At 33.5% G+C, this 14,680-nt stretch carries 15 protein-coding genes; 1 reads left to right on the top strand and 14 read right to left on the bottom strand.

Annotated elements, in window-relative coordinates; translation table 11 throughout:
• Positions 1–144: 144 nt before the first annotated feature.
• The 14 genes from IP358_RS04190 to truB form a co-directional block, all read right to left on the bottom strand.
• Positions 145–705, bottom strand: coding sequence for an autotransporter outer membrane beta-barrel domain-containing protein (locus IP358_RS04190; RefSeq protein ID WP_370521172.1), 561 nt, complete (start codon positions 703–705; stop codon positions 145–147).
• Positions 706–716: 11 nt separating this feature from the next.
• On the bottom strand, positions 717–1,634 hold the full coding sequence (locus tag IP358_RS04185; protein WP_370525632.1) for a hypothetical protein: 918 nt from the start codon (positions 1,632–1,634) through the stop codon (positions 717–719).
• A gap of 392 nt (positions 1,635–2,026) precedes the next feature.
• Positions 2,027–4,282, bottom strand: coding sequence for a beta strand repeat-containing protein (locus IP358_RS04180; protein WP_370525631.1), 2,256 nt, complete (start codon positions 4,280–4,282; stop codon positions 2,027–2,029).
• 157 nt (positions 4,283–4,439) lie between these two features.
• Positions 4,440–6,071: an N-6 DNA methylase gene (locus IP358_RS04175; protein WP_006803091.1), complete on the bottom strand. Its 1,632-nt coding sequence runs from the start codon at positions 6,069–6,071 to the stop codon at positions 4,440–4,442.
• 1 nt (position 6,072) lies between these two features.
• The gene (locus tag IP358_RS04170) at positions 6,073–7,338 is read right to left on the bottom strand and encodes an aromatic amino acid transporter (protein WP_006803092.1); all 1,266 of its coding nucleotides are present in this window, start codon (positions 7,336–7,338) and stop codon (positions 6,073–6,075) included.
• 9 nt (positions 7,339–7,347) lie between these two features.
• Complete coding sequence (locus IP358_RS04165) at positions 7,348–8,106, bottom strand: OmpA family protein (RefSeq protein ID WP_006803093.1); 759 nt, start codon at positions 8,104–8,106, stop codon at positions 7,348–7,350.
• On the bottom strand, positions 8,106–10,757 hold the full coding sequence (locus tag IP358_RS04160; protein WP_006803094.1) for a rhoptry family protein: 2,652 nt from the start codon (positions 10,755–10,757) through the stop codon (positions 8,106–8,108). The genes IP358_RS04165 and IP358_RS04160 overlap by 1 nt, the downstream gene beginning before the upstream one ends.
• A gap of 8 nt (positions 10,758–10,765) precedes the next feature.
• Entirely contained in the window at positions 10,766–10,945 is a 180-nt protein-coding gene (locus IP358_RS04155; protein ID WP_006803095.1) for a hypothetical protein, read from the bottom strand.
• A gap of 9 nt (positions 10,946–10,954) precedes the next feature.
• On the bottom strand, positions 10,955–11,341 hold the full coding sequence (exbD, locus tag IP358_RS04150) for a TonB system transport protein ExbD (RefSeq protein ID WP_006803096.1): 387 nt from the start codon (positions 11,339–11,341) through the stop codon (positions 10,955–10,957).
• On the bottom strand, positions 11,338–11,784 hold the full coding sequence (gene exbB, locus IP358_RS04145; protein ID WP_006803097.1) for a TonB-system energizer ExbB: 447 nt from the start codon (positions 11,782–11,784) through the stop codon (positions 11,338–11,340). Before exbB ends, exbD begins: the two co-directional genes overlap by 4 nt.
• Before the next feature lie 8 nt (positions 11,785–11,792).
• A complete protein-coding gene (smpB, locus tag IP358_RS04140) occupies positions 11,793–12,254 on the bottom strand; it encodes an SsrA-binding protein SmpB (RefSeq protein WP_006803098.1) in 462 nt (153 codons plus the stop codon).
• A complete protein-coding gene (locus tag IP358_RS04135; RefSeq protein WP_050754834.1) occupies positions 12,254–13,084 on the bottom strand; it encodes a 4-(cytidine 5'-diphospho)-2-C-methyl-D-erythritol kinase in 831 nt (276 codons plus the stop codon). The genes smpB and IP358_RS04135 overlap by 1 nt, the downstream gene beginning before the upstream one ends.
• Positions 13,084–13,314 carry a carbon storage regulator CsrA gene (csrA, locus tag IP358_RS04130; protein WP_006803100.1) on the bottom strand — a complete coding sequence of 77 codons (231 nt, stop codon included), beginning with the start codon at positions 13,312–13,314 and terminating at the stop codon, positions 13,084–13,086. Before csrA ends, IP358_RS04135 begins: the two co-directional genes overlap by 1 nt.
• Positions 13,308–14,156 carry a pseudouridine synthase family protein gene (truB, locus tag IP358_RS04125; protein WP_006803101.1) on the bottom strand — a complete coding sequence of 283 codons (849 nt, stop codon included), beginning with the start codon at positions 14,154–14,156 and terminating at the stop codon, positions 13,308–13,310. Before truB ends, csrA begins: the two co-directional genes overlap by 7 nt.
• 64 nt (positions 14,157–14,220) lie before the next feature.
• Between truB and IP358_RS04120 the strand changes: the two genes are divergently transcribed.
• Positions 14,221–14,673: a hypothetical protein gene (locus tag IP358_RS04120; protein WP_006803102.1), complete on the top strand. Its 453-nt coding sequence runs from the start codon at positions 14,221–14,223 to the stop codon at positions 14,671–14,673.
• The last annotated feature ends 7 nt before the right edge of the window (positions 14,674–14,680 follow it).

The raw sequence follows: 14,680 nt of genomic DNA, 5'->3' as shown, positions 1-14,680 counted from the left end.
GTTTTTAAGCAAAATGGGTAAATGATAAGTGTTGGTAAATATAAGGTAAAATGATAAGTAAGTAGTAGATAAATAAATTGAAAATGGAGCTAGTGGAATCTAAAATGTAAATACATTTTAGATTCTAATTAGATTCCAACTCCCCTACCACCACCAAGCAAACTTCACAAACACACTATGAGAGTTTGCTTTGCTTGAGAGTGTAGAGATTCCATTATAGTTTAATGAGAGATTAGCATTTTCTAAGAAATCATAAGATAATCCCATTTGCACAAATGCATACCATCTTGCAACATCAATTTCACTTGTAAGGATATTTCTATCTAGCTTTAATCTTCCTTCTGCATCTTTATAAACATTGTATAAACCACCTACACTAAAAGATGTTCTTAAACGATTACTATAAGGGGATTCTATTTTTATAGAAGCAACTGTATCTATAAAGTTAAAATATTGTGCCTTATAATGTTCATTTGTTCCACCTAAGTGTTGTAATGTAAAGTCTTTAGAATGCATTCCTAAATAATTAAATCCTATCTCTGGAGTTACTCTTAAATAGTTATGCAACATATAATGGCTTAATCCAACTCTTGCATTTACTCCATATCCATAAATCTTTGCAGTAGAATCTACTTTTGTAACACCATCTGTATAAGTTTTGCTAACATCTGCATTAGTGTAATCAAGATTTGTTGTAAGACTCACAAAATATTGTGTTAAACCTTTTCTATAAAAATATCATAATAAGATAATCCCCCAAAGTAAGATTTATTATCAAACTCTAATCTTTGGTTAGAAACATCTTGATCTGCACTTTCAAATCCGCCATAAACACCTAAGATTCCATAATCATTTGGAAGTAGTCTTTGTGTTCCTATTAGCATTCCTGCAGAATTAGATTTTAGTTTTCCACTGCCCCCTTCCATATCTGCACTAAAGTATTGATAATAAGGAATTACAAAGGAATGGTTTTTAGATTCTAAGTTATTATGGTTAATATAGAGTTTTTCAAACTCTGATAAAACATCTGCATCTGTTGGTGCTTCTCCTTCTTTAGAGAGTTCCATATCTTCTATGGCATTAAAGTTTGTTGCAAAGTTCTGTGTGGTGGTAGCTCTTAAAAGATTTGAAACGCTCATATTTCTAAGTCTTGAAGAATACACAACAGATTGTGCTAAGGTTTTACCACTTAATTCTGCACGATTAATTTTTGCTCTATATCCCCCATTATTGTTTGCACTCTCAAAGGTATAAATTCCAGAGATAGAATGGATATTATTAGCATCAATTCCTTGATTAGTATTAATTTGCTCTCCTACTGCATTTCCATCTTTATCTGCAAAGAAAGTATTAGAATCATAGATTTTATCTATATCTAAATCTTCAGTGTTAATATAGACTTTCTCTAAAGAGATTCCAGCAATATTATCTCCACCTACAAGTAAAGAGCCATCTTTTCTTTCATCATTAGTTGTAAATTCAGGTGCTTTAAAATACCAATCTTTAATAGAGAGTTTAGCATTTACTCCATTGTTTTCTAATTGCACACCATTATTGTTTTTACCAATGATTCCATTTGCAAGATTACTTACTGCTCTTGTTATACCATTATCAAGGTTATTAGCAAGAGTCATAGTTCCACTATTAGTAATACCTTGAGAAATATTTCCAGTATTAGTAAGAGTTAATTCACCAGAGTTAGTGATATTTTCAGTAATTGTTCCAGAGTTAGTTAGAGTTAAATTACTATTAGCATTATTAGTAACTCCCTTAGAAATATCTCCAGTATTAGTTAGAGTTAATTCCCCAGAGTTAGTGATACTTCCTGTGATGTCTTTGTGGTTATCTAAGGTAAGATTTGCATTGGTATTGTTAGTAATATCTCCTGTAATGTTCTTTTGATTAACTAAAGTGAGATTTGCATTAGTGTTGTTAGTAATACCATTAGTGATAGTTCCACTATTAGCTAGAGTTAGTTTTCCAGTTCCATTATTAGTAATACCATTTTTAATGTTTCCAGAGTTTATTAAAGTGGTATCTTTTTACTCTCACTTTCAAATCCATTTTCTAATGTCCCAGAGTTTGCTAATTGTGCAAGCTCTCCTTTGTTTGTGAGTTTATCATTAATAGTTCCTTCATTAATTAGAGCATCAAGTTTAGCAGTATTGGCAAGTTCTACTTCTTTAATAGTTCCTTCATTACTTAAAGCTTTTAGAATAGAATCTACTTTAATAGTTCCATTAAAGTTTCCTTTATTAGAGATTCCACCTACTTCCCCTTTTATATCTAGTGTTCCATTAAAGGTAGAACCCTCTTCATAAGAAATATATCCTACTTCTCCACCTTTATCTACTGTAAGACTACCTGAAAATGTTCCTTTATTAACAACTCCGCCTAAACTTGCATTGTTTTCTACTTTGATTGCGTCATTAAAGGTTGAATTTTTTTCATTAATAAAAGCTCCTGCTACTTTACCACCATCTTTAATAGTAAGATTTCCTTTAGCGTTATTGCTATAAGTAATATTACCTGTGATGTTTCCACCATTATTAACATCTATTTTAGAAAGATTTCCAGAATTTGTAATATTACCTTCTAAGCTTGCTTTATCAATTGTGATACCATTTGTGATTGTGCCTTCATTAGTAATATTACCTACTTTAGAATTATTAGTAATACTTACTTCTTTAATGGTTGCATTTTTAGCATTGCTTAGAGCAGTTAGGATTCCACTATTTAGTCTAATAGCTTCTTGAATTGTTCCAGAGTTAGAGATTGCTCCAACCTTAGCATTAGAGCTTATATTAATTTCTTTAGAGATTGTTCCACTATTAGTAATCTTATTGATTGTTCCATTACTTGCAGTGATACCATTTGTGATTGTTCCACTATTAGTAATATCGCCTATTGTTCCATTGTTTTCTAATTTAATAGCTTCTTGAATTGTTCCTTTGTTATCAATGCTTGTTAGTGTAGCATTATTTACAGAAATGTTTTTTGCAATGATTGCACCAACAGCATTAGAGATTGTTCCAACCTTAGCATTAGAGTTTATACTAATATCTTTAGAGATTGTTCCGCCATTGTTGTTAATGGCTTGAACACTCGCACCATTACTAAGATTTAAATCTCCATTGAAATCTTTAGAATTGTTAATTGTATTAACACTAATGTTATTAAGATTTAAATCACTATTAAATGTTCCTTCATTAGAGATTGTTCCAACATTGCCTTTTAAATCAAGATTGGCACTAAAAGTTGAGTTTGCTCCTTTGTTTTGAATACCACCTAGGCTAGAGCCTTTATCTAGTGTAATTGTATTTGTAGCTTCATAATTTGCACCATTTTCATTGATGATAGAACCACCAACACTTCCACCATTGTTAATAGTAATGTTTCCTGTTTTTGCATTGGTTCCGCTGTTTTTAATGTCGCCACCTACGCTACCGCCATTGATGGAGATGCCATTTTGGTTAATTTTACCAGTATTATTAATACTGCCCGCTACTACTCCACCTTTTTCTATTATAATACCTTTTTCAATAGTTCCTTCATTTCTAATATCCTTTGTTACATTACCACCACTTCCTACTATAATATTTTCTCCAATATAAGATTGAGAATTATTGTTTCTATTGACAATGCTTCCATCGAGATATCCATTAACCTCTACTTTACCTTGGATTCTATCTTGATTCCAAATATTTCCGGTTAATTTACCAGTTTCTTTAACAAGAACATTCCCCTCAATCGTCCCAAAACTATTTTGAATACCAATATTAGTTCCGTTGATTGTTCCTGCGACTTCAATATCGCCTTTCACAGTCGATCGACCGCCCATCAATCGTGCATAATTCATAATTCCACCATTTAAAATTGCACCTTTATCAATTTTTATATCGCCTATTGTCCCACTATTATTATGAATAGAAACATAAAAACTATTACCAGTAGTATTAGTTCCACCTGTTAAAGTAGCACCATCTTTTATATGAATTGATTGATTAATCGTTCCTTTATTCTCTATGGCTACGACGCTTTGATTATTTACAATAATAGAACCACCACTTTCAACAATAATATTGTCTTTGTTTTGACCACTTTGAATAGAGACATTATTATTTTGAGGTTGAGTTATAGTAATATCATCTGCATTGACATTTGTAAGTAAGGTTGTTAAAACTAATGAACCATAAAAGATTGAAGAAGTAAGTCGTTTTAGTGGCTGATAACTAGGATTTGCCCCCCCCCCCCGCTGGGTTAATTGAACATTGTTTTGCATTTATTTCTCCTTATATTTGTAAAAATAAAAATGATTTATTATATTCTTTTAAACAATACAATTCAATAAAACATTTTTAATTTATTTTTTCTGAAGTTTCTTAGAAAATTTGGGCTTTTAAGAATGTTTGAAAATGGAATCTAAAAAATTTTTAGCTTTAAAAGCCTAAAGTTTTTTTTATCGCACTTGTGTATTTTGCTACTATTTCTCCATATTCGCATAACTTTTCAAAGTCTGCATTATAGCTCTCTAAGGAATCTAAAAAATCTTGTGGTAATGCTAATGCTTTTATCTCTTTTTCACCCACGCGTTCATTGTGTTTTAGATAAAAAGACTTAAGAAGCTCCTGCCCTGCTTTGCTTAAAAAATAAAAATACAATGCCTTTGCAACTTTATAATCTTTAAAACGAAGCACTAAGATTCCAGCATTTGCAAGAATGATTTTATTCTCTGCTTCTTTGCTAATAATTGCAACTTTTGGGGTTACACCACGCATTGAAAGCAAAATATCATAAGGCTTAATTTTTAACACTTCAAGTTGCTTGCTATTTGCCTTTAGTGTGGAATCGCAAAAATTATCGCTAAAGCCATAAGGATTAAAATCTTTAATCCCAAAATCATAACAAGAGATTAAATCACTATCGTTTTTAGAAACGATACGAGCACCCCTATAAATGCAGTCTAAAAGGCTTCCTAATGGGATTTGTGTAGAGTTTTGACTCTCGAATAAACACAAATTTATACCCTTGATTTTTGCATATTCTACAAAATTAGAATATTTTGTGTTTTGCTTAGAAAAATATAAATCTAGGATTTCTTCAAGATTAATTAGCTTATGGTATTTGCCCTCTTTTATATAAAAATCCCGCGCGTTGATAAATAAACAGCGTTTATTTGTATTTGAAATTACTAAAATAGAATAAGATTCTGTTTTATAAGGAAAAATATTATCAGGCAATTCAATAACAGATTCTAATAATCCATTTTTTAATAAATATTTACACAATCGCTCTCCTGCTCCCTTGCTTAAAAGTGAAGTGCGCACAATAAAAACTGCTTTTTTACTAAAACGCATTAAGGAATAATCTATAAAAGGGATTTCTAATGCGGTTTTATTGTAAGGGGCAAGTTTTGATTCTCTAGGTGCTTTAAGGCTTAAATGGCTTAGTAATGGTGGATGGCAAAAGACTTTATCAAATTTAGATTCTGTTTTAAAAGGCTCACTAAAAATATCTTTAATGCTTAAAGAGCAGGTTTTAAACTCCAATAATAGCGCAAGAGCCTTAGCAATACGGATTGATTTAGGATTAATATCTGCGCCATAAAATGCGCAATCTTTGGTGTGTAGCTTTAAATGCAGCAACCAAGAGCCAAGCCCACAGCAGGGATTATAAACACTTTCTCCACTTTTTATATCTAAAATTCCATAGACTAAAGCGTTTATCTCTGCTGGTGTTGCGTATTCATAAAGTTTAAGGATTGTTTTTTGCATTGTGATTGCTTGGATAAACTCCCACAAAGTTTGCGCTTTTATATCAAAGCCCTGCAGGGATTTTAAAACTTTTTTGTAATTTAAATCACTATGGAATCCGAAATACTCCAAGCCAATTTCTTGCAAATGACTCTTAAAATTTTCTAATGCTTTTTCTTTGTCTTTTTGCATTAATAGTGCACTGCCCTGTTCTTTGTCTTTGATAAAAAATAAAAACTCTAAAACAAGATATAAAATATCAAAATTATCTTCGTGATACTTTTGAATATAATTAAAAACGCGCAATAATTCTTTCATTTTATTGATACATTGGCAAATAATTTAACACATATAAAATATGGCAAACTCCTACCACACAGCCAAAAACAAGAAGTATATAAATAGTGAAATCTCCGCCTTTTACACGAAATGCGCTTTGTTCTTGCGGAAGTTTTTCAAGGCGTTTTCTGTTTGCCTTAAGTAATAAAGCAGGGATAATCACAGACCAAATTGTAGCAGCAAGCCCAGCCCAACCAATTGCAACTAAAAAACCATTAGGAAAAAGCATTTCAAGCAAAATTGGTGGCGCAAAAGAAACTAGAAGTGTTTTTGTGCGTCCAAGTCTGCTATCATCAAAACCACATAAATCCGCGATATAATCAAACAACCCAAGCCCAGCCCCTAAAAATGAAGTAACAACTGCTAGAAAAGCAAAGGCTTCTAGCATTCTTAACAGAAATGCTCCATTTAAATTTGAGCTTGCAGCGGCAATTAGGTGGCTAACATTTCCACCTTGTGCAATCACTTCTTTAAAATCTGCACGCGCAATATTGCCATCACACGCAACAATCCATACTAAATACGCAAAAAGCGTGATAAGCGTCCCATATACCAAGCATTTATTGATACGCTTTGGTTCTTTGCCAAAGTATTTTACAAGGCTAGGCACGCTTGCGTGAAAACAAAAAGAAGTTAAATAAGTAGAGAGAGCCACAAAAATAAAAATCTCATAAGGGCTATCATCGCTATTAACATTTAGCAAATTTGCAAGCTTCACTTCACCAAGCATTCCACTCATTGCAAAGATAAAGGTTAAAACCATTCCACCAATTAGCACAACAGAAAGCCTATCTACAAGATAGGTGCTCCACCACACACAACCACTTAATAAGATTCCAAAAAACAATCCTGCTAATGCTTTAGGTGGCTCATAGCCAAAAACTGCCATTGAAGTGTGCATTACCATTGAACCACCGCCACTTACATAAGCATAAATCAAAATATACAGCACAAACGCTACACTTAAGCCATTAACAAGATTCCAAAATTTTCCAAGATTATCTTTAACAAGCGTATGAAAGCTAGAACCGGGCGCATAATATAAATTTACTTCCAAAAGCGCTTGCGCGCTTAAAAGCATTAAAAGCCAAGTTAAAGCCATTAAGCCCAAAGAATACCAAAGCCACATACCAGCACTAATTGTAGGCAACGCTAGCATTCCAGCACCAATGGCAGTTCCTGCAATAATCATTGTCCCGCCAAAAACGCTAGGATTTTGCTTTGTAAAAACTAATTTTTCTAACATAATATTCCTTTATTGTGTTTGATTAGAATTGCTTTTAAGTTTTGCTTGTGCTGCGTCTTTTTCTTTATTAATGTCTAAAATATCCATAATTTTTTGGTTGCTTTTTGTGAGAGCTTTAAACTCTACACGGCGTGATAATTCCGCTGTTTCTAAAGGCTTGGCAAAGGATAATCCATTTGCACGCAAAACCTTAATAAGCCATTGTTTATCTGCCTTTATTACTGGATTAGAAAAGCAATACTTTAACACTTCTAAAGCCCTTGCTTGTGAGAGTTCGGCATTACCCAAATAACGCGATTCTAGTGTTTTTGCATTTTGCCATTCTGTGGAAGTGTGCCCTTCAATTCTAATTTCTTCAATGTCGTTTTTGTATTTTTCTTGCGTTAAAATCTTAATATAACGCGGAAAAAAATCATCTAAAATTTCTTGGAATCTTGTTTTTACTTCCTTTTTTCCAGAGTCAAACAAAATTTCAGGCTCTCTAAAACGCACCGTGTTGTCTGCGTCAATCTCAGCATTCCAAGATTCCAAATTTTTGGAGAATTCTGCAAGCAAATCTTTATGCAGGGTGATTTTTAAATCTTCGTGCGTTTTTGCAATATCGCTCATTTGCCGATTTAGCTCTTTTAGCTCCGCATTTTGCAAGGCTAGTTGCTTTTGCGTTTTGCTAATTACTACCATATAAGATACAGCAATTAGCAAGAAAATCATCATCACCCCTGCCATCATATCAGAGATACTAATCCACTCGCTCCCTTTGCTCTCCATTATCCCCTAGCCCCCATTAGCTCGCGGATTCTACGCAAAAACCACTCATAATCTTGGCGGAATCCTAAAGTAATATTAGATAATGCGCTATCTAATTCCCCTAGAGATTTACACAGAGTGTTATTAAGCTCTGTGGTTTGACTTAGGGAAGTGGTGATATTTGTTTGCGTGATTTTTAAAATCGCGTCAATTTCTTTACGATTGCTCTCTAATGAAAGATAAGTTTGTGTTAGAGCTTCGCCTAGATTTTTTTGCAAGTGGTTAAAGGCGTTAAGCAGCTCTACACTCGCATTTTTAGGTGTTTCAAGGCTTTGTTTTGTAAGAAGTTCTAGCATTGTTAGATAATTTTTTGCCATTTCTTGTAGCGTTGTTTTGATGTTATTATCTAAATTGCTGTAATTTTGTATGATTTTTTGTGAATGCGTATCTAGTGATTTTGTGGATAATTTGAGTAAATTTTCTGCTAGAGTTGCATTGCTTTGGATTACATTTTTAGTATTATTTTCAAAATCTTTTATAATTGTATTAAGCTGTGTATGCAAATTTTGGCTAATAGTTTGATGATTTTCTATACCAAGTTTTGATAACTCTTGGAGTTTATTTTGATAAGTGTTTGTAGTGTTTTTTAGATATGCACTTAAAGATTCTAGTGCGTTTTTATAGGATTCTGCGAAGTTTGCGCGCATTTGTCCTTGAATCTCTTGCGTGTATTGTGTGGAATCTTTTTGTAATTGCTCTAAGCTGTTTGCAAAGGTTTTCACACTATTTTTTAAAAGCGTATTGAGATTTTGGCTATAAGTTTGGCTTTGCTCTAGCAAGTTTGCTACACTCTGCCCCATATTATTTGTAGTGGATTCTAAGTTTTGCGCAATAGAATCTGTTGTTTGCTTAAAGCATTCTGTTAGAGTTTCGCTTGTTTGTGTGAGTGAATTTTCAATGTTGTGCGTGCTTGTGCTTAGGGATTGTGCGGTATCATTAAGCAAGGAATTGAGCGATTTTGTAGTTACAACCATTTGCGATTCTATCTCTTTGCTTAATTCCATTAAGGTATTTTTAGAATCTTCAAAGTTTTCTTCTAAGCTTTTTGTTGTTTTTCCAAGTAATGAATCAAAGTTTAGCACCGCATTTGTGATATGTTGCTCTAATGTGTCGGCATTTTTGCTTAAATTTTGCTGTGTTTTATCGCTTAATTCTTGCAAGTGGTGGCTTGCTTTTTCAACCACGCTTCCCATTTCTTGTGTATGACGCATAAGCACATCATCACTGCGTTTAGCTTGCTCTTCAATTAAAAGCAAGGATTCCTTTTGTGCGTTCTCTAGCACTCCTAAACTCTCTTTAAAGCTTTCTTGCACTCCATTTAGTCGTTCTTGTATGCTGTTTTGGATATGTGAAATCATCTCTAAATTTTTATGCTTTAGCTTAGAATCACTTTCCACAAAGGATTCCACAAATGTGCTTAACTCTTCTTTTAGTGCGTCTAAGAGATTTGTAAGTTGCTCTTTGTTTTGTGTCAAATACGCACTATTAAAGGCATTAAACGCCTCTTGGAGCGCCAATAGGGATTCTTTTTGTTGCTTTGCATCTTCTTGAAGTGCTTTAAGGTTATTTTCTAGTGAATCTTGTGCGCGTTGTTGATATTCTTGCGTGCTTTGTGTTAGGAATCCTTGCACTTCTTGGAGAGATTCTTTAGTGTAATTTAGGGATTTTTCGTGTGTGGAATCTAAATTTTTACTTAATTCTTCAACGCCTTTAAGTGCTAACTCCGCCTTTGCGTGCATATTTTCAAATCCGCTTAAAAGCACCGCTAATTTTTCATTTTCAATGCGTGAAGCTTCAATGCTCTTTGCTAAGGCGCTATACACTTCTAGCACTTCACTATTCCGACTTGCAACAAGTTCTAAAGATTCCTTAGTAGAATCAAAAAGTTTAAGGGTGCTTTTTAGGCTATTATCTAATCCTGCAATAGAATCTTTATAACTATTTTGCCACGCAATCATTTGTGTAACGGCGTTGTTTAGCTCCTTAAAATTATCCCCAAATTGATCGGTAATGCGTAAATTAAAGTCCTTAATCACTTCTTGTAAAGCAGCAATTAGTTCCTTGCTAGCCCCTTTGGCTAAGTGGTGCATTGCTTCTTTTAGGGTTGTATTTGTAGTGTTAAAAGAATTTTCTAGTGTTTTTAGGTTTGCAAGCTGTGCTGTTTGATAGGTATTTTGCGATTCTAATTTTTCTTTATTTTGTTCAGCAATCCCTTTTAATGTGTTTTTAATCTCATTTAATGCTTCTAGTTTCTCTAAACTATCTAACTTGCCTGCTTGCAGAGAAAAGTAATCTAGCATATTTTCAAAATCACTCTTAACTGCCTTGCTTTTTTGTAAGATTGAAAGCAAAATTGCTAAAGCCATACCTAAAATAGAGGTATAAAACGCCGTTTGCAAGCCCGCTAAGAGCGATGGCACGGAGTTTTCAACATTGCTAACATCAAAATCTTGCAAGCCTACAAAGATTCCAACAAATGTCCCTAAAACTCCAGCACTCATAATAATAGATTTAAAATCTCTATGCTTTTGCTTGCCATAACTCTTATAATCCCAAAATGCAAGGGCTAGCATAAATAGCGTAAAAATCCCATTAATTAGCAAAGTTTCCATAACTTTCCTTATCTCTTATTTTTTTTCTTTTTGACTTCAAATCTCTCATCATCTAACCAATCTGGTTTTTGGATTTGTGAGCCTTTGCGGTTTGCAAAATATAGCGCAAAACGAATCGCAAGCACAACAATCATAAAGGTAATCACTGCTGAAATTAGCGTGCCTAAATCATAACTTTCTCTTAACAAACTCTCTCCTTATTTGCGTTGCACTTCCACATCAACATTGCTATGCCCTGTTTGATTTAAAATTCCAACTAGTTTTACAAATTGTTCAAAATAACTCTTTTGATCTCCACGCAAAAGAATTGGAGTATCTTTTGGAAGCTTAGTTAATGCCATTTCAATGCCATCTAGCTCCATTCCCTTACCATCATAATAATAATGCCCTTGCTCATCAATGGTAATCTCAATACTTTTTTTATGCTTTGGAATCTCTTGTGAGCCTTGCGCTTGTGGAATTGCAATAGGAATTTTGCCTTGCGCAATAAAGGTTGCACTTGTTAGCACAATCACTAACAAAACTAGCATAATATCAATAAAAGGCACAATATTTATTGTATCCATTCTCCTAAAATGCTTCATTTTCCGCCTTCTTTTAGCAAGCCCTTTTCTCCTAAAACTTCCCATTGCGCAACTAGCACTTCGCTTTTTCGCATTAAAAGATTATAAAAAACAATGCTAGGAATCGCAACTAATAATCCCCCAGCTGTGGCTTGCAAGGCTAACGCAAGCCCTGTCATAATACTGGCGGTATCTACCATTCCAGATTGCCCTAATTGCACAAAGGTTAGGATTATCCCAAACACTGTGCCTAAAAGCCCAACATAAGGTGCATTAGAGCCAATAGTAGCAATGAGTGTTAGATTTTTAGACAAATCAATTTCAAGTTCTGTTTTGTTTGTGTATTGCTCAAGCTTAATTTGACGATAAAACAATATTCTTTCAATCCCAGCCCAAAGCGCAATTACACTCATTGCTAGTAAAACTCCAATGACCCCATATTCAACCATTTCTTTTAGTGGCATTTCATTCCTTATCTTAATTTTTGCATTTCTTTTAAACTTTGTGCGATTTCGCGTTTTTGGATTTTTTCTTTTAAGCTTTCGCGTTTATCGTGGAGATTTTTCCCCTTAGCAAGCGCAATTTCAAGCTTTGCCTTATTGCGCGCGTTAAAATAAAGTTTTAATGCAACAATGCTCATTCCTGCAACTTGACTTTTTCCAAAGAGTTTATCGATCTCTTTTTTGTGTAGTAAAAGCTTGCGCGGTCGCTTTTCATCAGGTTTATAATGCAAATTGGTTGTAGCAAGTGTTGCAATATGCGCTTGAAACAAAAAGGCTTCACCATTAACAATTTTTACAAAGCTGTCTTTTAAATTCACTTTACCTGCACGGATTGCCTTAACTTCGCTACCTTGTAATGCAATGCCTGCTTCAAATTTATCTAAAATGAAAAAATCAAAGGTTGCCTTTTTGTTTGTTGCAATAATTTTCATCACGCTTCCCCTGAGCTCTTGTTTTTACAAGTCCAAAAGCAACTTCCACTACCGCTTAAAAACACATCCTTTTGTAAATACGATTCCAACTTTGGATACATTCTCAAAAGTGGCTTAAGCAAGTCATTATTGCTAAAGGCGTCATTGTTTAAAATCTCTGCATTGCTTTTTGTAAGCCAAGACTCTGCTTTAATTTGTGAAATTGCATTTGCGCTATAAAACTCTTTTGCGTATCTTCGAAACACTTCTTTTGTGCTACAATGCAAATTAGGATTAATAATCTCCACTTCAAATTTAGATTCCAACTCATAAGGGCTTATAATCTCTCCCCTGCCCTCTACATTTGCCAATTCTAAGCCACTTAGAAAAAACGGAACATCACTCCCTATGCTAGCACCAATTTCCCTTAACTCTTGCTTGCTTAATCTTAAATCAAATTCTTTATTTATAACTTGCAAAAAACACGCTGCATTGGAGCTTCCACCACCCAATCCACCACCACTTGGAATCTGTTTTTCTACAATAATTTGTGTGTGATTTAAGCATTCTTTTTGTGCAGCATTAAGATAAGGCAAAAGTTCTTGAAATGCTTTATAAATCGTATTTTGCTCTAAGCTACAATCAAAGTTTCCTAAAATTTCAAAACTCTTTGCATTAAAATTAAATCCTAAGGTATCAAAAAGCGTAGAAACACGCATAAAGCGCGATTGCAAAAGGTGATAGAAAGTGTTATTTATCTGTGTTTTGCCAACGATTTTTAAAAACAAATTTACTTTTGCATACGCTTTAGCTACCACAGAGCAAGTATTTAATGAAGTGTTAAAAGGCATTACACTTTCTTTTTAATTAAAGAGAGTTGATTAAGTGCAGTCTTGCTATGTTGTAAGGATTTTTTGTTTTCTTCTTGGATAGCAATTTTTAGCTCTTCGCGTAAAATTAACATCTCTGGCGGTGCTTCAAAGCCCAGCTTTACACTGCCTTTATCAATACCAATGACTTTAATTTTTATAGAATCACCAATGGTAATGCTTTCATTTTCTTTTCGGGATAATATCAACATAAAGGAATCCTATTTGCTAAATATTGCACATTTTCATTTTTGCTTGAAATTATAGAAAAAAAATCCTCAAATTGCACTATATATTTTGTATTTTCAGAAATTTTAAGAAGTTTTGGATTAAATTTTTTACCATTTACAATTATCTCTTTTATTTTTAAATCTCCACGCAAATCAATTTTTTCAAAAGGCAAAATCTCTAGCGGATCTAACGCCTTTTCATTATCAAAATGTAATCTTCCCTCGCTTATTCTCTCTAAATAACTTAGCCCGCCAATACAACCTAATTTTTGAGCAATTAATGCACCAAGTGAGCGGATATAAGCCCCCTCACTCACACTTGCTTTAAAGCTAACAAAGGGGTGGGAATAGTTTAAAAACTCTAACTTAAAAACTTCCATAACCTGTTCTTTTAAGCCTTCTTTTAATGTTTCTAAATCCCCACTTCTAGCAAGTTGATATGCCTTTTTGCCCTGAATTTTTTTAGCACTAAAATGTGGTGGAGTAAAACGCACCTCCCCTAAAAACTCTTGCAAGGCTTCCTTAACCCTTGCTTGCTCTAAAGGCTTAGTTTCTTGCACTCCACGCACATTTTCTAAATCTAGAGAATCACTCTGTAAGCCTAGCCACAATGTTGCCTTATAAACTTTTGGAGATTTTTCCAAAAAGCTAAAAAGTTTTGTATATTGCCCAAATGCAACAACTAAAGCACCGCAAGCAAAGGGATCTAAGATTCCACTAAAGCCAGCTTTTTTGACATTGTATTGGCGTTTTAGCTTGCTTAAGTAGCCATTTGAAGTAATAAAAAGCGGTTTTTTTGCAACAAAAATTCTATCCAATTTCAATCCTTAATCTATTTGCTCTAATAATTTTGCTAGAATTTTAAAATTATAAAATTAAAGAGGTATAATGCAAAGAAGTGTAACACTAAGCATAATCTTAACATTTTTTCTTTTAATTTTTGCGCCTTTTATTCTTACTAGCTGTTCTAAACCTCTAGCAAATAATAACTTTCCCTATCCAAAAATTGCTTATATAAACGCAAAAGATTCCAATATAATTCCCTCTAACTTTGCTGAAACCTTTATAAATCGTTTTAAGATTCTTTTTGAAAAAATGCCAAATCCAAACCTAAAAGAATTGCGTTTTTATTTTAGCGATTACGCAAACGATGCGACAGAAGATTTTCGGATTCCAAGTTTTAACTTTGCCCCAAGTTATCATTTAAGATTAAATGCGCAAGCAGTTTATCATACCCACACACAAAATTTCACTCAAAGTTATTCTATTCCTATAGCAACCTTTAATTCTCCTTATACACAAGATTTTGATGGAATTTTATATAAAATTTTAGAGCAATAAAAGGCAG

Origin of the sequence: Helicobacter winghamensis ATCC BAA-430, from assembly GCF_028751035.1 — a bacterium.
GTDB lineage: Bacteria > Campylobacterota > Campylobacteria > Campylobacterales > Helicobacteraceae > Helicobacter_D > Helicobacter_D winghamensis.
Note: the sequence above shows the minus strand (reverse complement) of the source record. Positions and strands in the feature narration are given on the sequence as shown.

Coding starts and splice junctions, on each gene's coding strand:
- IP358_RS04185 (WP_370525632.1), bottom strand. CDS start 1,634: ATGACTCTTGCTAATAACCTTGATAATGGTATAACAAGAGCAGTAAGT.
- IP358_RS04180 (WP_370525631.1), bottom strand. CDS start 4,282: ATGCAAAACAATGTTCAATTAACCCAGCGGGGGGGGGGGGCAAATCCT.
- IP358_RS04175 (WP_006803091.1), bottom strand. CDS start 6,071: ATGAAAGAATTATTGCGCGTTTTTAATTATATTCAAAAGTATCACGAA.
- IP358_RS04170 (WP_006803092.1), bottom strand. CDS start 7,338: ATGTTAGAAAAATTAGTTTTTACAAAGCAAAATCCTAGCGTTTTTGGC.
- IP358_RS04165 (WP_006803093.1), bottom strand. CDS start 8,106: ATGGAGAGCAAAGGGAGCGAGTGGATTAGTATCTCTGATATGATGGCA.
- IP358_RS04160 (WP_006803094.1), bottom strand. CDS start 10,757: ATGGAAACTTTGCTAATTAATGGGATTTTTACGCTATTTATGCTAGCC.
- exbD (WP_006803096.1), bottom strand. CDS start 11,341: ATGAAGCATTTTAGGAGAATGGATACAATAAATATTGTGCCTTTTATT.
- exbB (WP_006803097.1), bottom strand. CDS start 11,784: ATGCCACTAAAAGAAATGGTTGAATATGGGGTCATTGGAGTTTTACTA.
- smpB (WP_006803098.1), bottom strand. CDS start 12,254: ATGAAAATTATTGCAACAAACAAAAAGGCAACCTTTGATTTTTTCATT.
- IP358_RS04135 (WP_050754834.1), bottom strand. CDS start 13,084: ATGCCTTTTAACACTTCATTAAATACTTGCTCTGTGGTAGCTAAAGCG.
- csrA (WP_006803100.1), bottom strand. CDS start 13,314: ATGTTGATATTATCCCGAAAAGAAAATGAAAGCATTACCATTGGTGAT.
- IP358_RS04120 (WP_006803102.1), top strand. CDS start 14,221: ATGCAAAGAAGTGTAACACTAAGCATAATCTTAACATTTTTTCTTTTA.